This window comes from Pseudoxanthomonas sp. PXM02, assembly GCF_014851805.1.
Taxonomy (GTDB): Bacteria; Pseudomonadota; Gammaproteobacteria; order Xanthomonadales; family Xanthomonadaceae; genus Pseudoxanthomonas_A.
On the sequence record NZ_JACVAK010000001.1, the window covers coordinates 1,315,184 to 1,334,043 of the forward strand.

The following is an 18,860-nucleotide window of genomic DNA, read 5'->3' on the forward strand; positions in this document are numbered from 1 at the left end:
GGCGGCGCAGCATGTGCGGCCCCAAAACGAAACAGGGCGCAAGGCGCCCTGTCTGGCAACACCGTATTGTAGCTTGGGGCGCCGCCCGGGGAATCAAGGCGGCCGTCAGACCACCCCATCCCGGATTGGTTCCGCGCGATCAGCCGCGCGTGACCTGGCCCACCGGCGTCGGGCCTTCGCCCAGGAACTTGCGCGGATTGACCACGCGCCCGTTCTCCCACACTTCGAAGTGCACGTGCGCGCCGGTCGAACGGCCCGTGGAGCCGGCCTTCGCGACTTCCTGGCCCACGCGGACCAGGTCGCCCGCACGCACGCTCAGACGCGAGTTGTGTGCATAGCGGGTGACGTAGCCGTTGCCGTGATCGACGTCGATGACGTTGCCGTAGCCGCCCTTCACGCCGGCGAAGCTCACCACGCCATCGGCCACCGACAGCACGGGGTCGCCCACGCGCGCCTTGAAGTCGATGCCCTTGTGGTTCTGTCCACCACCGCCGAACGGATCGGCGCGGCCGCCGAAGCCCGAGGTGATGTAGCTGTTGGCGATCGGCATGCGGCCCGGGGTCGCGTTCTTGTCCAGTTCGCGATTGAACAGCAGCGCTTCCAGCACCGACAGCTGGCGGCCGGAGGCGGCGAACTGCCGCTCCAGGTTGTCCACGCCGTCCTTCAGGTCGGCGGGCTTCATGTCGAAGGAGACGTCGTTACCGCCGACGCCGACCGGCTCGTTGAAGTCGAACTCGCCGTCCTGCAGCTGGCCCACGCGGGTCAGGCGCTCACCGAGCGCATTCAGGCGGTTGGCCTGCGCCTGCAGCTCGCCCAGACGGGCGGCCATGGCATTGATTTCCTGCTGGGCGCCACGGCGCACCTGGTCCAGTTCGGCATCGCGCTGCTCGGCCTTGGCCTGCAGGAACGAGACCTGGCCCATGCCGGCGGCACTGCGCCCGGCGGCGCCGACCAACAGGCCGGCGGCGACCAGCACCGCGGCACTGGCCAGCGGACGTGCGTGGAACGCGAGGCGGATGCGGTAGGCACCATGGGCGGACGCGTGGGTCCACCAGGTCCGCGAATTGTTTACGATGGTCTTAAAGCTCATAGATACCGATGTCTGATTCGAAGTCCAAGCCGCGCCGTACCGGCACCGCGCAACCTGCTTTGCAGGCCGCCCTGACGGATGCCGCTACCGACCCGGTGCGTCGCGCCATGTGGCTCGACGCCTTGGAACAGCAGCTTCGCCCCTGCCTTCCGCCTGCCCTGGCGCCCCATTGCCGATTGGCGAACGTGGCAGGCAAGCGGCTCGTTTTTATCGTCGACTCCCCCGTGTGGAACGCCCGGCTTCGCCTGGCGGCACCCGAATTGATCAACGTGGCCCAATCCATCGGACTGGCGGTCACCGAAGTCACCGCCAAGACGAGCCTCGCGCCGCCTTTGAAGCCTGCGCAGGACCCGGTCGTACCCGTATCGGAGGCTTCCCGCAAAGGGCTGCAAGCGGCCCTCGACCTCCTGTCGGCACCGGACTCCGCCGATACCCCCACCCCGCGGGGCGGTCATCGTGGGCGGCGAAAAAATTGACCCGGCCATCACGAAGGACGGGGCATGGTACCGGCCACCGCCGGTCGGGGCGTTAGTCAGAAGTTAACAAGTCGTTAGGATTCAGCCCGGAATCCGACTCAGGTCACACTTTCGCACAAGCGTAACCAATCCCATGCCAGCGCGTGACGGGGTTGGGAAACCGGGCGACAGCGGGTTCACCGTTCCAGCGGAACGGGGGTCTCAGATGGCGAGGGCAGGCGTCGCGTAGGTGACCGGCGACGGCGTCCCGCGGTCTTCAAAGGTCACTTCTTCCCACGCCGAGGTCTCGGCCAGCAGGGCGCGGACCAGCTTGTTGTTGAGCGCGTGGCCCGACTTGAAGCCTTCGTACGCCCCCAGGATCGGCCGGCCGGCCAGATAGAGGTCGCCGATGGCATCGAGGATCTTGTGGCGGACGAATTCGTCCGTGTAGCGCAGGCCGTCCTCGTTCAGCACGCGGAACTCGTCCAGCACGATGGCATTGTCCATCGAGCCGCCGAGGCCGAGGTTGCGCTCGCGCATGTACTCCAGGTCGCGCATGAAACCGAACGTGCGCGCACGTGCGACTTCCTTGACGTAGGCGCCGGTGGAGAAATCCACCTCCGCCCGCGACTGCGAGGCCGGGATCATCGGATGGTCGAACTTGACGGTGAAGCCCAGCTTGAAACCGTCGTAAGGCTCGAAGCGCGCCACCTTGTCGCCGTCGGTGACTTCCACCGTGCGGGTAATGCGGATGAAGCGCTTGGGCGCGTCCTGCTCGGCGATGCCGGCGGACTGGATCAGGAACACGAACGGACCGGCGGAGCCATCCATGATCGGCAGTTCGGCGGAGGACAGTTCCACGTAGGCGTTGTCGACGCCCAGGCCGGCCATGGCCGACATCAGGTGCTCGACGGTCTGCACCTTGGCGCCTTCGCAGGTCAGGCCTGTGCACAGCGTGGTCTCGGTGACGAGTTCCGCGCTGGCGGGAATCTCCACCACCGGCGCCAGGTCGATGCGGCGGAACACGATGCCGGTATCCACCGGGGCCGGGCGCAGGGTCATGTAGACCTTTTCGCCGCTATGCAGCCCCACGCCCGTCGCGCGGATCACGTTCTTGAGGGTGCGTTGCTGGGCCATGGGAGGAAATCGCAGGTGGGGGGGACCTGAGCGGGCAGCGAGAATATCACGCAGACCACTGAATCTTAACGGAAGAACCGGTCTGTCCCACCCCTGCAACAACGGTCTGCTAGGCCGTCGGGAAAGGGCTGCCGGACCGGCGAAGGTCCGGCAGCGAAGGGACATGGCGATGGAACGGTACCGCTATCTGCGCCCTCCCCTGTTGACGGGAGAGGGTCGGGGGTGGGCGCGCATCGAAGCTTGACGTCGACCTGTCGTTGCTTTGTCGACGTCAGGCGACGTGGCGCGACACCCATCCCCTCCTTCCCCCGCACGCAGGGGAAGGGGTACGACACATCAGTCCGCCTGGCGGCGCAGGAACGCCGGGATATCCAGGTAGTCGGACGGCAGTTCCGCCGAGACCGGCGCGGAGGCCGGGGCCGACGGCGCGGGCGACGCCGAACCACGACGCAGGCCCAGGCCGCTGGTGGCGGCGCTGATCGGGTCCATCGAGAAGCCGTCGTCGATCGGCATGCCGGTGGTGGCGTCGCGGACCAGCTTGATCGGCGCGCGCATCGGCTCGCGCAGGTCGCCGCCACGGCCGACCGGCTGGCGGGCAGCGTTGCGGTTCAGGCCGGTGGCCACCACGGTCACGCGCACTTCGTCCTGCATGTCCGGGTCCAGCACGGTACCGACGACCACGGTCGCATCTTCCGAAGCGAAGCCTTCGATCGTGCGGCCCACTTCGTCGAACTCGGCCATGGTGAAGTCCGGACCGGCGGTGATGTTGACCAGGATGCCGTTGGCGCCGTTGAGGTTGACGTCGTCCAGCAGCGGGTTCTGGATCGCGGCCTCGGCGGCGGCCTGCGCGCGGTCGTCGCCGCGTGCCGAGCCGGTGCCCATCATGGCCAGACCCATCTCGCTCATCACGGTGCGCACGTCAGCAAAGTCGACGTTGATCAGGCCCGGGCGAACGATCAGGTCGGCGATGCCCTGCACGGCACCCAGCAGCACGTCGTTGGCGGCGCGGAAGGCCTGGATCATCGTCGCGTTGCGGCCGAGCACGGTGATCAGCTTCTCGTTGGGGATGGTGATCAGCGAGTCGCAGTGGTGGCTCAGTTCCTCGATGCCCTTCAGCGCGACCTGCATGCGGCGACGGCCTTCGAACGGGAACGGCTTGGTGACCACGGCGACGGTCAGGATGCCCATTTCCTTGGCCAGCTGCGCCACGACCGGCGCGGCGCCGGTGCCGGTGCCGCCGCCCATGCCGGCGGTGATGAACACCATGTCGGCGCCGTCCAGCGCGTCGATGATGCGCTCGCGGTCTTCCAGCGCGGCCTGGCGGCCCACTTCCGGATTCGCGCCTGCGCCCAGGCCCTTGGTGACGTTGCTGCCCAACTGCAGCTGCAGCTTGGCGCCGCAGTTCTTGATCGCCTGCGAATCGGTGTTGGCGGTGATGAACTCCACGCCGTCCACGCTGCCGTTGACCATGTGCGCCACGGCGTTGCCGCCGCCGCCGCCCACGCCCACGACCTTGATCACCGCATTCGGGGCCATCTTTTCAACCAGTTCGAAATGTGCCATGTCCTTGTCCTCGTTTATTTAGTTATGTGGTGCTGGGTGGAACGAACGTCGTGACGCCTTCAACTTCGCGGTTGGTGTCGCCTCACTCAGAACTCGCCGCGATACCAGTTCTGCAGTTTCTTGAACCAGCTGCCCGCCTTGCCCGTGGGCAACGACGGACGCCGGGGGTGTTCGATCTGGCTGCCCATCAGCAGCAGGCCGACGCCGGTGGCATGCACCGGATTGCCGACCACTTCGCCCAGGCCGGTGACGTGCTGCGGAATGCCGACACGCACCGGCATCTGCAGCATCTCTTCGGCCAGTTCGACCACGCCTTCCATCTTGGCGGCGCCGCCGGTCAGCACCATGCCGGCGCGCACGCGCTCCTCGAACCCCGAGCGGCGCAGTTCGGCCTGCACCATCTCGAAGATCTCCTCGTAGCGCTGCTGCACGGCCTGCGCGAGCGCGTGGCGCGGCAGGCGACGCGGCGGACGGTCGCCGACGCTGGGCACCTGGATGCTTTCTTCCGCCGTCGCCAGCTGCGCAAGCGCGCAGGCGTAACGCACCTTGATCTGCTCGGCTTCCGGCGTGGGCGTGCGCAGCATGTGCGCGATGTCGTTGGTCACCTGGTCGCCCGCGATCGGCAGCGACGCGGTGTGGCAGATGGCGCCCTGCACGAACACCGCCAGGTCGGTGGTGCCCGCGCCCATGTCGACCAGCACCACGCCGAGTTCGCGCTCGTCGCTGGTCAGCACGGCGACGCTGGAGGCCAGCGACGAGAAGATCAGGTCGTCGATCTGCAGGCCGCAGCGCTGCACGCACTTGCTGATGTTGGCGGCCGCGGACTGCGCGCAGAACACCAGGTGCGCGTCCACTTCCAGGCGCACGCCGGTCATGCCGACGGGATTGCGGATGCCTTCCTGCGAGTTGTCCAGCTTGTACTCGCGCGGGATGGCGTGGAGGATTTTCTGGTCTGCCGGGATCGCGACGGCCTTCGCCGCTTCGAGCACGCGGTCCAGGTCGCCCCAGGTCACTTCGCCATCGCGGATCGGCACGATGCCGGGCGAGTTGCGGCACTGCACGTGGTTGCCGGAGATCGAGGCGTAGACCGAGCGGATCTCGCAGCCGGCCATCAGCTCGGCTTCCTCGATCGCGCGCTGGATCGACTGCACGGTGGACTCGATGTCCACGACGACGCCGCGCTTGAGGCCGCGCGACTCGTGCGAGCCGATGCCGATCACTTCGATCGGATTGCCCGGTGCGTATTCGCCGACCAGCGCCGTCACCTTGGACGTGCCGATATCCAGTCCGACGATCAGCGATTTGTCACCCTTGCGATTCATGTAGTGCCCTGCAGAAGACGGCCTGCGACCGCGATCGGCGCAGGCAATGGAGTCGGTGTGGAAGCCGGCGGCGGCGCCTTGGGCGCTTCGCCCCAGCTGAGCGCGAAGCCGTTGGTGTAGCGCAGGTCGGCGCGCACCAGCGGCTGTGCCTGTGCGGCGAGCAGCTGCGGCAGCATCCGCGCGAAGCGGCCCAGGCGCGGTCGCGCATCGGCGCGCCCCACCACCACCTGCGTGCCATTGCCCAACAGCAGCGACCAGCTGCCGCGGGCGTCCATCACCAGCGTGGTGACGTCCAGGCCCATCGGTGCGAACAGCTGGCGCGACTCGTTGTAGAGCGCGGTGACTTCCTGCACCTGCGATTCCGGGCCGCCGAGTTGCGGCAGGTCCAGGCCGGCGAGTTCCTTCGGCATCGGAAACAGGCGGCCGTGCTCGGACAGCAGCTTGTCGTCGCCCCAGCGCGCGAACGGCTTGTGCTCGGTGATGCGAACTTCCAGCACGTCCGGCCAGCGCTTGCGCACTTCCGCGCGTTCGACCCACGGCAGCTTCTCGACCGCGTGCTTGGCATCCTCCAGGCGCACGGCGAAGAAACCGCGACGTGCGTACGGCAGCACGGTCGCCTGCAGCTGCGAAGCATCCACGCGTGCCAGTTCGCCCTGCACACGCAGGCGGGACAGCGGCCACCGATCGGCGCCGATCCAGCCGTTGACCACGGCCACGACCGGCAGCGCGACCAGCGCCAGCGCGATCAGCCAGGTCAGGATGCGCAGGGCGGCGTTCATCAGCCCGCCACCTCCGGCACCGTCTGCTCGAGGATGCGCCAGCACAGTTCTTCGAATCCGATGCCGACCTGCGCCGCTTCCTTCGGCACCAGCGAGTGGCTGGTCATGCCCGGCGCAGTATTCACTTCCATCAACAGGAAACGGCCATCCGCGTGACGCATCACGTCTACGCGACCCCAGCCGCTGCATCCCGCTGCGCGGAAACCGGCCAGCGCCAGCGCACGGATCTGCGCTTCATCGCCGGCATCATCCAGGCCCGGGCACAGGTACTGCGTGTCGTCGGCGATGTACTTGGCGTGGTAGTCGTACCAGCCCGTCGCCGGCACGATGCGCACCGACGGCAACGCCAGGTCGCCGAGGATGGCCACGGTGAATTCGCCACCGGTCAGCATCTGCTCGGCCAGTAGTTCGCCGGGATACGACGACGCGAAGGCGACCGCAGGCGCCAGGTCGTCCTCGCCCTGGATCTGGAACACGCCGACGCTGGAGCCTTCCGCCGACGGCTTCACGAACACCGGGAAACCGAGCGAGCGCACCGCGGCCACCAGATCGTCGCCCGGCGCGATGCGCACGAAGCTCGCGGTCGGCAGGCCGGCGGCCTGCCACACCTGCTTGGTGCGGATCTTGTCCATCGTCAGCGCGGAGCCCAGCACGCCGGGGCCGGTGTACGGCACGCCGAGCGACTGCAGCAGGCCCTGCAGCACGCCGTTCTCGCCGTCACCGCCATGCATGATGTTGAACACGCGATCGACCTTGCCGGCGCGGATCGCCTCGACCAGCGCCGGCACGCCATCCACGGCGAACGCCTGCACGCCGCGCGCGAGCAGTGCGTCGAGTACGTTCTGGCCGGAGTTCAGCGACACCTCACGCTCGCTGGACGTACCGCCCAGCAGCACGGCGACGCGACCGAAGCGCGACGCGTCGGTGATGCGCAGCGGCGGTACGGAGATCGCGCTCATGCGGAGTCCTTGACGGCGAAGCCGTGCGCCGCGATGTGCTGCGACATGTGGCCGATGTCGCCGGCGCCCATCAGCAGCAACAGGTCACCGTCCTGCAGGACGTCGGGCAGCACATCGACCAGGTCGCTGACCTGGCTGACCACCACGGGTTCATTGCGGCCGCGCGCACGGATGGCTCGCGCCAGCGACTTGGAATCGGCGCCGGCGATCGGCTGCTCGCCTGCCGGATAGACCTCGCTCAACACCAGCGCGTCGGCCTCCGACAGCACCGCGGCGAAGGCATCGAACTGGTCGCGCGTGCGGCTGTAGCGATGCGGCTGGAACGCGACGACCAGGCGCTTGTGCGGCCAGCCGCCACGCGCGGCCGCGAACACGGCGGCGAGCTCCTTCGGATGGTGCCCGTAGTCGTCGACCAGCTGGACGCGCGCGCCCTGCGGCGTGGCGATCTCGCCAAGGTCGTTGAAGCGGCGACCGATGCCGGCGAACTTCTCCAGCGCGGCGGCAATGTTCTCCGGCGACACGCCGAGCTGCCAGCCGATCGCGGCGGCGGCCAACGCGTTCTGCACGTTGTGCCGGCCCGGCAGCGCCAGGCTGACCCGGATGCTGGCGTCTTCCGGCAGGCGCAGGGTGAAGTGCATGCGACCGCCTTCCTGCTCGACGTCCTCGGCGCGCACATCGGCGTGCTCGGCGAAGCCGTAGCTCATCACGTGGCGCGGCGTGTCCGCGGCGATGGCGGCGACTTCCGGATCGTCGATGCACAGTACCGCGAGGCCGTAGAACGGCAGGCGCTGCAGGAACTCGGCGAACGCAGCCTTCACGCGCTCGAAGTCGTTGCCGTAGTTCTCCAGATGATCGGCATCGATGTTGGTGACGATGGAGATCAGCGGGTTCAGGCGCAGGAAGCTGCCGTCGCTCTCGTCGGCCTCGGCCACCAGCCACTGGCCATCGCCGAGCTTGGCGTTGGCGCCGGCCGCGAGCAGTTGGCCACCGATGACGAAGGTCGGATCCAGTCCGCCTTCGCTCAGCACCGCCGCCGCCAGGCTGGTGGTGGTCGTCTTGCCATGCGTGCCGGCCACGGCGATGCCGCGGCGGAAGCGCATCAGTTCGGCCAGCATCGCGGCGCGCGGCACGATGGGAATGCGCTGGCTGCGCGCTTCCATCAGCTCCGGGTTGTCGTGCTTGATCGCGCTGGAGACCACCACGCAATCGGTGCCCAGCACGTTGGACGCGTTGTGGCCGCGCATCACGCGCGCGCCCAGCGACGCCAGGCGGCGGGTCGCCGCGTTGTCCGCGTTGTCCGAGCCGGACACTTCATAGCCCAGCGTGCACAGCACTTCGGCGATGCCGCTCATGCCGGAACCGCCGATACCGACGAAGTGCACCCGGCGGAAGGCCTGGGCCAGGTTGCCGGTGTGCTGCAGGCGGCGCTCGCGTGCGGCGGCCATCATCATGCCTGCGTCCTCATGTTCGTTGCTTCCTCGAGAATGATGTCGGCGATGCGGTCGGCCGCATCGGTTTTCGCCAGCGTGCGCGCCGCTTCCGCCATCGACAGGCGCGTGGCCGCGTCATCGGCCAGGCGGCGCAGCGTCGTCGCGAGCGCATCGGCCAGCGCGTCGTCCTGCTTGAGCAGTTGGGCGGCGCCCCGCTCCACCAGGTACTCGGCGTTGCGCGTCTGGTGGTCGTCGACGGCCTGCGGGAACGGAACCAGCACACCGCCCACGCCCACGGCGCACAGCTCGGCCAGCGTGGAGGCGCCGGCACGGCAGACCACCAGGTCCGCCCATGCGTACGCGGCGGCCATGTCGGTGATGAAGGCTTCCACGCTGGCGGTGACGCCGGCATCGGCGTACGCCTTCGCCGCTTCGTCGCGCAGCTTCTCGCCACATTGGTGGCGCACGTCGATGCTGCCTGCCGAGAGTGTGGCCAGCGCACGCGGCACGGCCATGTTCAAGGCGCGGGCGCCCTGGCTGCCACCCAGCACCAGCAGGCGCAACGGACCTTCGCGACCGGCAAGACGCGATGCGGGCGGCGCGACCGCCGCGATCTCGTCGCGCACCGGATTGCCGACCACATCCTCGCGCCCCGGGAACGCGCCAGGGAACCCCGACATGATCCGGCGCGCCACCTTGGCCAGCACGCGATTGGTGAAACCGGCCGCGCGGTTCTGTTCGTGCACCAGCAACGGCGTGCCCATCAGTCGTGCAGCAACGCCACCCGGACCGGATGCGAAGCCACCGAAACTGACCACCGCGCGCGGTGCACGACGGCGCAGCACGAAACCCGCGGCACGGACGGCGCGCAGCACGCGCACGGGCGCACCCAGCAACGCCAGCGTGCCCTTGCCGCGCAAACCGGTGATGGCCAGCGTGTCCAGCGGAATGTCGTGCTGCGGCACCAGGCGCGTTTCCATGGCGCCGTCCGCACCCAGCCACACGACCGGCACGCCGCGCGCGCGCAGCACCTTCGCCACGGCGAGCGCGGGGAAGATATGACCGCCGGTACCGCCGGCCATGATCATCACGGGCGCGGGCATCGCAACACTCATGCAAGCCTCTCGAACGTCGGCTCGACGCGCTGCTGCAGGCGGCTGGTGCCGCGCAGCGTCTGCGACAGCGACATCGCGGCGGCAGGCGCCGGCGAAGACGGGCGCGGCTCCACCGGTGCGCGCGGCGACTCACCGGCACCCTGCGCGGCTTCACCGCGCAGCGCGACCTGGCGCTGCGTGCGCTCCAGTTCGTAAGACACACGCAGCAGCAGGCCCATCGCGACGCAGGTCATCAGGATGCTGGAACCGCCCGACGAGATCAGCGGCAGCGTCAGTCCCTTGGTCGGCAGCAGGCCGAGGTTCACGCCCATCGACACGAAGCTCTGCATGCCGATCCACAGCGCCACACCGAAGGCGACGTAGCCGGCGAAGTGGCGGCGCATCTCCACGCAGCGCAGACCGATGACGAAGGCGCGACCGACCAGCAGCGCATACAGCGCGATGACCAGGCAGATGCCGACGAAGCCGAGCTCCTCGCCGATCACCGAGAAGATGAAGTCGGTGTGCACTTCCGGCAGGTAGTTCAGCTTCAGCACGGAGCCGCCCAGCCCGATGCCGCCCCATTCGCCGCGACCGATCGCCATCAGCGCATTGGTCAGCTGGTAGCCGCTGCCGAACGGATCGGCCCACGGATCCGAGAACGACGTCAGGCGGCGCATGCGGTAGGGCTCGGCGATCGCGATGATGGCCAGGATCGGCAGGCCCACCAGCACCGGACCGAACATGCGCGGCATGTTGACGCCACCCAGCACCAGCATGCCGGCGGTGATCGCCAGCAGCAGCGAGGACGAGCCGAAATCCGGCTGCATCAGCAGCAGCGCGACCAGCAGCACCACCACACCCAGCGGCTTCAGCATCGCGGCCCACGTGGCGTTCACTTCATCGCGGAAGCGCACCAGGTAGCTGGCCAGCCAGACGATGAAGAACACCTTCACCACCTCGACCACCTGGAAGTTCGACACGCCCAGGTTGATCCAGCGGTGCGCGCCCTTCACGCTGACGCCCAGGCCCGGCACGAACACCATCAGCAACAGCACCACGCAACCGAGCAGCAGCAGGTGGTTGCGCGCCTCGATGCTCTTCAGTTCGGTGCGCGTCACCCACCACGCCAGGCCCGCGCCGGCCACGAGGAACATGCCGTGGCGGATCAGGTAGTAGAACGGATTGCCGTGCTGGTAGATCGAGGCCGACGCCACCATCACCACGCCCAACGACGCCAGCGCCAGCATGGCGCCGAGCAACCAGGGGTCGAAGCGCCCCCCGATGGCTTCCAGTCGTGTGGCCTGGCGCGGCGTGTCGTTCATCAGCGCACCTTCAACGTGGCCAGGCCGATGAGGACGAGCACGACGGAGATGATCCAGAAGCGCACGATCACGCGCGGCTCCGGCCAGCCCTTCAGCTCGAAGTGGTGGTGGATCGGCGCCATGCGGAACACGCGCTTGCCGGTCAGCTTGAACGACGCCACCTGGATCATCACCGACAGCGTTTCGATGACGAAGATGCCGCCCATGATCACCAGCACCAGTTCCTGGCGCACGATCACCGCGATGGTGCCCAGCACGGCGCCCAGCGCCAGCGCGCCGATGTCGCCCATGAACACCATGGCCGGATAGGTGTTGAACCACAGGAAGCCCAGGCCCGCACCGGCGATGGCGGCGCAGATGATGGTCAGCTCGCCCGCGCCCGGCACCTGCGGGATCTGCAGGTAGTTGGAGAACACCGCATTGCCCGACGCGTAGGCGAACACGCCCAGCGCACACGCCACCAGCACGGTCGGCATGATCGCCAGGCCGTCCAGGCCATCGGTCAGGTTGACCGCGTTGGAGAAGCCGACGATCCAGAAGTACGCAATGGCGACGAAGCCGATACCGGCCAACGGCAACGCGATCGACTTGAAGAACGGCACGTAGAAGGTCGTCGCCGCCGGCACGTCGGCGTACAGATAGAGATAGAGGCCCGCGGCGAGGCCGAAGATCGACTGCAGCAGGTACTTCCAGCGCGACTTCAGACCGTTGGGATCGCGCTTGACGATCTTGATCCAGTCGTCGTACCAGCCGATGGCGCCGAAGGTCAGCATCACCAGCAGCACCACCCACACGTACTTGTTGCGCAGGTCGCCCCACAGCAGCACCGACAGCAGCACCGTCATCAGGATCAGCGCGCCGCCCATCGTCGGCGTGCCGGCCTTGGAGAAGTGCGACTGCGGGCCATCCTTGCGGATCGGTTGGCCGCCTTTCAGCTGACCGAGCTTGCGGATCACCGCCGGGCCCAGCCACAGCGACAGCGCCAGCGACGTCAGCGCGGCCAGGATGCCGCGGAACGTCAGGTAGCCGAACAGGCCGAAGAAGTTTTCCAGGCTCTGCAGCCAGCGAGCCAGTTCAAGCAACATGCGATGTGTCCTCCCCGGTGGACAACAGGGCGGCGACGATCCGGTCCATCGCGCTGCCGCGCGAACCCTTGACCAGACAGCGCACGCCAGCCCGCAGATCGGCGCGCAGGGCAGCCGTCAGCGAGGCGTGGTCTTGGAATGAATGCGCGTCTTCGCCGAAGGCGGCGGCGGCGGCGGCACTGAGCGGGCCCAGCGTGTAGAGGCGACGCAGGCCTGCGGCCTTGGCGCGGGCACCCATCTCGGCGTGCAAGGCCTGCTCGTCGGCACCGAGTTCGCGCATGTCGCCCAGCACCAGCCAGCCTTCGCCGCGCGCCTGCGCGCTTGCGGCGGCCAGGGTGTCGATGGCGGCCACCAACGAGCCCGGATTGGCGTTGTAGCTGTCGTCGATCACCACCGCGCCGTTCGGCAGCGTATGCGCCACCTGGCGCCCCGCGACCGGCTGCGCGGCCGACAGGCCATCGGCGATGATCGCCAGCGAGACGCCGCAAGCCATGGCGATGCCCGCGGCGGCTAGCGCATTGAGCACGTTGTGGCGCCCCGGCAGGTGCAGGTCGACGCCGACTTCGCCATGCGGCGCCACCAGCACGAACGTCGAGCCGTCTTCGATTACGCGGATGTCGCGCGCGGTCAGGTCGGCGGTCGCTTCCAGGCCGAAGCGCAGGATGCGTCGGTCGGGGACTCGGCTGGCAAAATACTCGGCGAACGCATCGTCGGCATTGATCACCGCGGTGCCGTCGGCGGGCAGCGCCTCGTAGATCGCGCCCTTGGTCTCGGCCACGCCCATCAGCGAGCCCATGCGTTCCAGGTGCGCAGCCGCGATGTTGTTCACCAGCGCCACTTCCGGCGTGACGATATCGGTCAGGTAGGCGATGTCGCCCGGCTTGCCCGCGCCCATCTCGTACACCGAGAAGTCGGCATCGTCCGGCCCGTCGATCACGGCCATCGGCAGGCCGATCTCGTTGTTGCGGTTGCCCGGATTGAAGTAGGTGACGCCGGCGCGCTGCAGGATGGACACCACCAGCGTCTTCACCGAGGTCTTGCCGTTGCTGCCGGTGATCGCGACCGCCTTCTCCACGCGATCGCGCTGCAGGCCGGCGGCGATGCGCGCCAGCGCGACGAGCGTGTCCGGCACCACCACCTGCGGCACCTCGACCTTCACTTCATGGTCGACCAGCACCGCCGCAGCGCCACGCATGGAGGCGTCGTAGGCGAAGTCGTGGCCGTCGAACCTTTCACCGTGCAGCGCTACGTACAGGCTGCCCGGCACCAGCGTACGGGTGTCGTGGGTCAGCGAGCCGATCACCAGATCGTCGCCCAGCAGTTCACCACCTGCCCAGTGCGCCAACAGGGAAAGAGGAAGCCGCTTCATCGACGGTCCTCCAGCGCCTGGCGCGCGACGGCGGTGTCGTCGAACGGATGCTTCACACCCTGGATTTCCTGATAGGGCTCGTGGCCCTTGCCGGCCACCAGCACGATGTCGTCGGGCCCGGCCTGCGCAACCGCCTGCGCGATCGCCTGCGCGCGGTCGCGCTGCACGAAGATCGCGTCCGGCTTGGCGAAGCCGGCCATGATGTCGGCCACGATACGGTCGCCGTCTTCTGTGCGCGGGTTGTCGTCAGTGACCAGCACCACGTCGGCCAGGCGCTCGGCAATGGCCGCCATCTGCGGACGCTTGCCGGTGTCGCGATCGCCGCCGCAGCCGAACACGCAGAACAGTCGGCCCTGCACGTGGTCGCGCAGGCTGGCCAGCGCCTGTTCCAGCGCGTCGGGCGTGTGCGCGTAGTCGATGACGACCAGCGGACGGCGGTTGCCGGCAGCATCACTGTCGCCACCGAGGCGGTTCATCCGGCCATGGATCGGCGCCAGCCGCGCCAGTGTGCGTGCGATTTCGGCCGTCGTGTCGCCCAGCGCATGCAGCACGCCCGCGACCGCCAGCAGGTTGTCGACGTTGAAGCGACCCAGCAGGCGCGACTGCACCGGCTGGGTGTCGTCGCCGATCACCAGGTCGAACGCGATGCCATGGCCATCCAGCCGCAGCGCTTCCGCGCGAACGACCGCATCGCCCTGCCCGCGCGAGCTCACGCCAATGCGCTGCAGGCCGTGCGGCAGGCGTCCGAACAGGTCCCGCCCGTAGGTGTCGTCGAGGTTGATGACGCCAGCCTTCAGGCCTTCGCGCGCGAACAGCAGCGACTTGGCCGCGCCGTAGCGCTCCATGTCGCCGTGGTAGTCGAGGTGATCGCGGGTGAGATTGGTGAACACGCCAACGTCGAAATGCACCGCGTCCACGCGCCCCTGATCGAGCGCGTGCGAACTGACTTCCATCGCGACGGCCTTGGCACCGGCATCGCGGAACTGCGCCAGCAGCGCATGCATCTGCAGCACCAGCGGGGTGGTGAAGCCGGTCGGCACCACTTCGCCATACATGCCCGCGCCGAGCGTGCCGACAGTCGCGCAGCGCACACCGCGCAGATGCCAGGCCTGCGCCAGCAGCTGCACCGTCGACGTCTTTCCGTTGGTGCCGGTGACGCCGACCATCTTCATGTCGTGCGACGGCGCAGCGTGGAAACGGTCCGCCATCGCGCCCATGCGTGCGCGCAGGCCCGGCACCGCAATCGCATCGCGCGGCGCTTCCAGGCCATCCGGTACCGGCGGCTCGAACAGGATCGCGCTGGCACCGTTTTCCTTCGCCTGTGCCGCGAAGTTCAGGCCATGTGCACCGAAACCGGCGATCGCGACGAAAGCGTCGCCGGACTGCACGGCGCGACTGTCCAGCGTCAATCCGCGCACGACGATGTCGCGCGGCACGTCGACATCCGGAAGAAGTTCGGCGAGGGCCATCATCCGCCTCATCGCGTCGCCCCCGTCGCCGGCAGTGCAGCATGCGGTGCGTCGAACGCGGACGGGTCCGTCGTGTCGACGGCATCATCGGCGATGGGCGTCGGCGCCGCTGCCGCCGCCGCGTGGGCGCCGGGCTTCTGCGATCCTTTCGCCTGCGCGGCCAGCCAGGCTTCGATATCGTCCGGCGGCACGTCCATCAGGCGCAGCGTGCCATCCATCACGTCGTGGAAGACAGGCGCGGCCACCAGACCGCCGTAGTAGCCGCCTTCCTGCGAATCGTTGATCACGACGACCGCCGCGAAGCGCGGATTGGTGGCCGGCACCAGGCCCGCAAAGAACGAGGCGTAGCGGCCTTTTGCGTAACCGCCGCCCGAGGCGATGCGGGCCGTACCCGTCTTGCCGGCCACGCGGTAGCCCAGCACGCCGGCGCGCTTGGCGCCGCCCTGCGTCACCACGGTTTCCATCATGCCGACGACTTCGTGCGCGATCGCCGGATCCAGCACCTGCGGCGCTTCGCCGCGCTGGCCCTTCACGAACGTCGGCGTCACCAGCTTGCCGCCGTTGCCCAGCGCCGAGTACGCACGTGCGATCTGCAGCGGCGTCACCGCCAGGCCGTAGCCGTACGACATGGTCGCCTTCTGCAGGCCGTTCCAGCGATCCGGCGGCGCCAGCATGCCGGCGGACTCGCCCGGGAAACCGCTGCCCGGCTTCTCGCCATAGCCGAAGCTGTGGATGGTTTCGTAGAAGTAGGCGTTCGGCAGCTTCTCGGCGATCTTGATCGAGCCGATGTTCGAGCTTTTGGTGATCACGCCGGTCACGGTCAGCACGCCGTTGTTCCGCGGCACATCGCGGATGGTGTAGCGACTGTTCAACGCCATGTAGCCGGGGTTGGTGTTGATCAGCGTCGACGGCGTGACCACGCCGGCCTTCAGGGCCGTCGACACCGTCAGCGGCTTCATCGTCGAACCCGGCTCGATCATGTCGGTCAGCGCGCGGTTGCGGCGCGCATCCGGCTTCACCCGATCGATCGCGTTGGGGTTGTAGGTCGGCAGGTTGACCATGGCCAGCACTTCGCCGGTGGCCACATCCATGATCACGATGGAGCCGCTGCTGGCCTGGTGTTCGATCAGCGCGTTGCGCAGCTCGCGGTGCGCGAGGTACTGGATGCGACGGTCGATGCTGAGCGTCAGGTCCTTGCCCGGCTGCGCGGAACGGATCAGGTCGACGTTCTCGACGATGCGGCCGCGGTTGTCGCGGATCACCTTCTGCGCGCCCGGCGTGCCGCTCAGCCACTCGTCGAAGGCCAGCTCCAGGCCTTCCTGGCCGCGGTCGTCGATGTTGGTGAAGCCCAGCACGTGGGCCATCGCCGGCCCCTGCGGGTAGAAGCGACGGAACTCGCGCTGCGAGAACACGCCCGGAATCTTGTGCGCCAGGATCTTCTGCGCCTCGTCCGGATTGATCCGGCGCTTGAGGTACAGGAACTCCTTGTCGGCTTTCTGCGACAGGCGGTTGGTCAGGTGGTCGAGCGGCACGCCCAGCGCCTGCGCCAGCTCGGGCAGCCGGTCCGGCGCCTTCAGCAGCTCCTGCGGATTGCCCCACACGGATTCCACCGGCGACGACACCGCCACCGGCTCGCCATTGCGGTCGGTGATCATGCCGCGCGAGGTCGGGATGGGAATCTCGCGCAGGAAGCGCGCATCGCCCTGGCGCTGGTAGAAGTCGTGGTTGATCAGCTGCACGTAGGCCGCGCGCCCGACCAGGCTGACCGAACACAGGCCCATCGCGCCGAGCACCAGCGCCAGGCGGCCACGCAGGTTGAAGCGGGCGCGATTGCGATTCTTGGAAGGCGCGGCGTTCATGGGCGGATCACCACCACGTCCGCCGCCTCCGGGAACTTCATGCCCAGGCGCACGCGGGCGACCTGGTCGATGCGCGTGGCTTCGGCGACCGTGGCCTGCTCCAGCTGCAAGCGACCGAATTCGACGTTGAGCTCATCGCGCGCGCGCTCGAGCCGCGTCACTTCGTCGAACAGCACGCGATGGCGGTGGCGCGCATAGACCACGCCGATCGCCGAGGCGATGTTGGCCAGCACCAGCACGATGATCAGGAGGCGGCTCATACGGCCACCTCCAGTTTTTCCGCCACGCGCAGCACGGCGCTGCGGGCGCGCGGGTTGGACGAGACTTCGTCCGCCTCGCCCTTCTGCCCACTGCCGATGGCGCGCAGCGTCGGCGTGAAGTCGATCGCCACCGGCAGGCGGCGGTTGGCCGGCGGTGCCTTGGCGTGCTTGTTGATGAATTGCTTGACGATGCGGTCTTCCAGCGAATGGAAGCTGATCACCGCCAGCCGGCCACCGACCTTCAGTCGCGCCAGTGCGGCGTCCAGTCCGGCTTCGAGGTCGGCCAGCTCACGGTTGATGTGGATGCGGATGCCCTGGAAGCTGCGCGTGGCCGGATGGATCTTCTCGCTGCGCGGCATCACCGACGCGATCACCGCGGCCAGGTCGCCGGTGCGGGTGAACGGCTGGGTGGCGCGACGCGCGACGATGGCGCGCGCGATGCGGCGGCTCTGCTTTTCCTCGCCGTAGGTCCACAGCACGTCGGCGATCTCGCGCTCATCCGCACGTGCGATCCAGTCGGCCGCACTCTCGCCGGACTCCGGGTCCATGCGCATGTCGAGCGGACCGTCCTTGCCGAAGCTGAAACCGCGCTCGGCCACGTCCAGCTGCGGCGACGACACGCCCAGGTCCAGCAGCACGCCATCCAGGCCCGCGGCGGTTTCCTGCCATTGCGCGAGCGAAGCGAAGCTGCCGCGGAAGATCGACACGCGCGCATCGCCCGCGAACGTCTGTTCGGCATGCGCGATCGCTTCGGGATCCTTGTCCATCAACAGCAGCCGGCCTCCCGGGCCGAGTTGTTGCAGCACGCCGCGCGCGTGGCCTCCGCGCCCGAAGGTGCCGTCCAGGTATGTTCCGTCCTCTTTCACCTGCAGCCCTTCCATGACCTGCGTGTACAACACCGGCAAGTGCAGCGCTGGGAGGTGACCGGCCGGCGCGGACTGCCGCTTGCCGTCACCCTTGCTCACAAGCGCAACTCGAGCATGTGTGCGCTCAGATCGTCGTCAGTGAGGGTCTGACGGATCTGCGCGTGGTGCGCCTGTTCGCTCCAGAGTTCGAATTTCTCGCCCATGCCGAGCAGCACGGCCTTCTTCTCGATGCCCACCGCGCTGCGGTGGCTGGCCGGAACGCTGATGCGCCCGTTGCCATCCAGTTCGACCGGCGATGCCGCACCGATGAGCTTCAGCTGGAGGCTGCGGTGCGCCTTCTGGGTGCTGGGCAGCTTGCTGACGTCGTCGCGGACGCGCTGCCAGACCTTTTCGGGGTACAGGTACAGGCTGCCGGCCTCGAACGGGTTGTAGGTGATCACCAGGCGATTGCCACACTCGCGCGCGACGAGGTCGCGGTACGCGGTGGGCACCGCGAGCCGTCCCTTGTCGTCCACTGTGATGGCGGTCTCACCCTGAAACACGACCCCTGCCTTCCCGACGCCCAAATGAGCGATCAATTGAACCACGAAAAACCACGTAAAACCCGGTTTTCCCTCTGTTGCCCACCTTAGCACCGCGCACAGGGTTGTCAACAGGAATGCGGACCGGAAATCACTTGGCGGATCAATGGCTTGCAGCAAACTTCAGAGACTTGTTCAAGCCTTATCCACAAGTTGCTGTTTCGTCTCAAATTTTGAGATTGAGGAATGATTCAGTGAGGTGACCGCGGTTTCACAT

The 18,860-nt window shown here is 68.0% G+C and carries 17 protein-coding genes; 1 reads left to right on the top strand and 16 read right to left on the bottom strand.

Going from position 1 to position 18,860, the window contains the following annotated elements; genetic code table 11:
• Window positions 1-139: 139 nt before the first annotated feature.
• Window positions 140-1,090, bottom strand: a complete 951-nt coding sequence (locus IB225_RS06380) for a M23 family metallopeptidase (RefSeq protein WP_192310352.1) — start codon at window positions 1,088-1,090, stop codon at window positions 140-142.
• Window positions 1,091-1,098: 8 nt separating this feature from the next.
• On the opposite strand from IB225_RS06380, the gene IB225_RS06385 reads away from it, so the two are divergent.
• Window positions 1,099-1,566, top strand: a complete 468-nt coding sequence (locus tag IB225_RS06385) for a DUF721 domain-containing protein (protein WP_192310353.1) — start codon at window positions 1,099-1,101, stop codon at window positions 1,564-1,566.
• 201 nt (window positions 1,567-1,767) lie between these two features.
• Here the strand turns inward: IB225_RS06385 and lpxC are convergent, their stop codons facing one another.
• The 15 genes from lpxC to mraZ all read right to left on the bottom strand — a co-directional run bounded on the left by lpxC (window position 1,768) and on the right by mraZ (window position 18,604).
• Window positions 1,768-2,682: a UDP-3-O-acyl-N-acetylglucosamine deacetylase gene (lpxC, locus tag IB225_RS06390; RefSeq protein ID WP_192310354.1), complete on the bottom strand. Its 915-nt coding sequence runs from the start codon at window positions 2,680-2,682 to the stop codon at window positions 1,768-1,770.
• A gap of 336 nt (window positions 2,683-3,018) precedes the next feature.
• Window positions 3,019-4,245, bottom strand: a complete 1,227-nt coding sequence (gene ftsZ, locus IB225_RS06395) for a cell division protein FtsZ (RefSeq protein WP_062357732.1) — start codon at window positions 4,243-4,245, stop codon at window positions 3,019-3,021.
• Window positions 4,246-4,331: 86 nt separating this feature from the next.
• On the bottom strand, window positions 4,332-5,567 hold the full coding sequence (gene ftsA / locus IB225_RS06400; RefSeq protein ID WP_055940270.1) for a cell division protein FtsA: 1,236 nt from the start codon (window positions 5,565-5,567) through the stop codon (window positions 4,332-4,334).
• Window positions 5,564-6,346: a cell division protein FtsQ/DivIB gene (locus IB225_RS06405; RefSeq protein ID WP_192310355.1), complete on the bottom strand. Its 783-nt coding sequence runs from the start codon at window positions 6,344-6,346 to the stop codon at window positions 5,564-5,566. The genes ftsA and IB225_RS06405 overlap by 4 nt, the downstream gene beginning before the upstream one ends.
• Window positions 6,346-7,305 (bottom strand): D-alanine--D-alanine ligase, encoded by a 960-nt coding sequence (locus IB225_RS06410; protein WP_192310356.1) that lies wholly within the window; start codon window positions 7,303-7,305, stop codon window positions 6,346-6,348. The genes IB225_RS06405 and IB225_RS06410 overlap by 1 nt, the downstream gene beginning before the upstream one ends.
• Complete coding sequence (gene murC, locus IB225_RS06415) at window positions 7,302-8,753, bottom strand: UDP-N-acetylmuramate--L-alanine ligase (RefSeq protein WP_192310868.1); 1,452 nt, start codon at window positions 8,751-8,753, stop codon at window positions 7,302-7,304. The genes IB225_RS06410 and murC overlap by 4 nt, the downstream gene beginning before the upstream one ends.
• Window positions 8,753-9,850: an undecaprenyldiphospho-muramoylpentapeptide beta-N-acetylglucosaminyltransferase gene (murG, locus tag IB225_RS06420; RefSeq protein WP_225583287.1), complete on the bottom strand. Its 1,098-nt coding sequence runs from the start codon at window positions 9,848-9,850 to the stop codon at window positions 8,753-8,755. Before murG ends, murC begins: the two co-directional genes overlap by 1 nt.
• Complete coding sequence (gene ftsW / locus IB225_RS06425) at window positions 9,847-11,154, bottom strand: putative lipid II flippase FtsW (protein ID WP_192310357.1); 1,308 nt, start codon at window positions 11,152-11,154, stop codon at window positions 9,847-9,849. Before ftsW ends, murG begins: the two co-directional genes overlap by 4 nt.
• The gene (mraY, locus tag IB225_RS06430) at window positions 11,154-12,239 is read right to left on the bottom strand and encodes a phospho-N-acetylmuramoyl-pentapeptide-transferase (RefSeq protein ID WP_192310358.1); all 1,086 of its coding nucleotides are present in this window, start codon (window positions 12,237-12,239) and stop codon (window positions 11,154-11,156) included. Before mraY ends, ftsW begins: the two co-directional genes overlap by 1 nt.
• A complete protein-coding gene (murF, locus tag IB225_RS06435; RefSeq protein ID WP_192310359.1) occupies window positions 12,229-13,608 on the bottom strand; it encodes a UDP-N-acetylmuramoyl-tripeptide--D-alanyl-D-alanine ligase in 1,380 nt (459 codons plus the stop codon). The genes mraY and murF overlap by 11 nt, the downstream gene beginning before the upstream one ends.
• The gene (locus tag IB225_RS06440; protein ID WP_192310360.1) at window positions 13,605-15,089 is read right to left on the bottom strand and encodes a UDP-N-acetylmuramoyl-L-alanyl-D-glutamate--2,6-diaminopimelate ligase; all 1,485 of its coding nucleotides are present in this window, start codon (window positions 15,087-15,089) and stop codon (window positions 13,605-13,607) included. Before IB225_RS06440 ends, murF begins: the two co-directional genes overlap by 4 nt.
• Complete coding sequence (locus IB225_RS06445; protein ID WP_192310361.1) at window positions 15,086-16,936, bottom strand: penicillin-binding transpeptidase domain-containing protein; 1,851 nt, start codon at window positions 16,934-16,936, stop codon at window positions 15,086-15,088. Before IB225_RS06445 ends, IB225_RS06440 begins: the two co-directional genes overlap by 4 nt.
• Window positions 16,933-17,196, bottom strand: a complete 264-nt coding sequence (gene ftsL / locus IB225_RS06450) for a cell division protein FtsL (RefSeq protein WP_192310362.1) — start codon at window positions 17,194-17,196, stop codon at window positions 16,933-16,935. Before ftsL ends, IB225_RS06445 begins: the two co-directional genes overlap by 4 nt.
• Entirely contained in the window at window positions 17,193-18,161 is a 969-nt protein-coding gene (rsmH, locus tag IB225_RS06455) for a 16S rRNA (cytosine(1402)-N(4))-methyltransferase RsmH (protein ID WP_345776573.1), read from the bottom strand. Before rsmH ends, ftsL begins: the two co-directional genes overlap by 4 nt.
• A complete protein-coding gene (gene mraZ, locus IB225_RS06460; protein WP_192310363.1) occupies window positions 18,158-18,604 on the bottom strand; it encodes a division/cell wall cluster transcriptional repressor MraZ in 447 nt (148 codons plus the stop codon). The genes rsmH and mraZ overlap by 4 nt, the downstream gene beginning before the upstream one ends.
• Between the last annotated feature and the right edge of the window lie 256 nt (window positions 18,605-18,860).

Coding starts and splice junctions, on each gene's coding strand:
- IB225_RS06380 (WP_192310352.1), bottom strand. CDS start 1,090: ATGAGCTTTAAGACCATCGTAAACAATTCGCGGACCTGGTGGACCCAC.
- IB225_RS06385 (WP_192310353.1), top strand. CDS start 1,099: ATGTCTGATTCGAAGTCCAAGCCGCGCCGTACCGGCACCGCGCAACCT.
- lpxC (WP_192310354.1), bottom strand. CDS start 2,682: ATGGCCCAGCAACGCACCCTCAAGAACGTGATCCGCGCGACGGGCGTG.
- ftsZ (WP_062357732.1), bottom strand. CDS start 4,245: ATGGCACATTTCGAACTGGTTGAAAAGATGGCCCCGAATGCGGTGATC.
- ftsA (WP_055940270.1), bottom strand. CDS start 5,567: ATGAATCGCAAGGGTGACAAATCGCTGATCGTCGGACTGGATATCGGC.
- IB225_RS06405 (WP_192310355.1), bottom strand. CDS start 6,346: ATGAACGCCGCCCTGCGCATCCTGACCTGGCTGATCGCGCTGGCGCTG.
- IB225_RS06410 (WP_192310356.1), bottom strand. CDS start 7,305: ATGAGCGCGATCTCCGTACCGCCGCTGCGCATCACCGACGCGTCGCGC.
- murC (WP_192310868.1), bottom strand. CDS start 8,753: ATGATGGCCGCCGCACGCGAGCGCCGCCTGCAGCACACCGGCAACCTG.
- murG (WP_225583287.1), bottom strand. CDS start 9,850: ATGAGTGTTGCGATGCCCGCGCCCGTGATGATCATGGCCGGCGGTACC.
- ftsW (WP_192310357.1), bottom strand. CDS start 11,154: ATGAACGACACGCCGCGCCAGGCCACACGACTGGAAGCCATCGGGGGG.
- mraY (WP_192310358.1), bottom strand. CDS start 12,239: ATGTTGCTTGAACTGGCTCGCTGGCTGCAGAGCCTGGAAAACTTCTTC.
- murF (WP_192310359.1), bottom strand. CDS start 13,608: ATGAAGCGGCTTCCTCTTTCCCTGTTGGCGCACTGGGCAGGTGGTGAA.
- IB225_RS06440 (WP_192310360.1), bottom strand. CDS start 15,089: ATGAGGCGGATGATGGCCCTCGCCGAACTTCTTCCGGATGTCGACGTG.
- IB225_RS06445 (WP_192310361.1), bottom strand. CDS start 16,936: ATGAACGCCGCGCCTTCCAAGAATCGCAATCGCGCCCGCTTCAACCTG.
- ftsL (WP_192310362.1), bottom strand. CDS start 17,196: ATGAGCCGCCTCCTGATCATCGTGCTGGTGCTGGCCAACATCGCCTCG.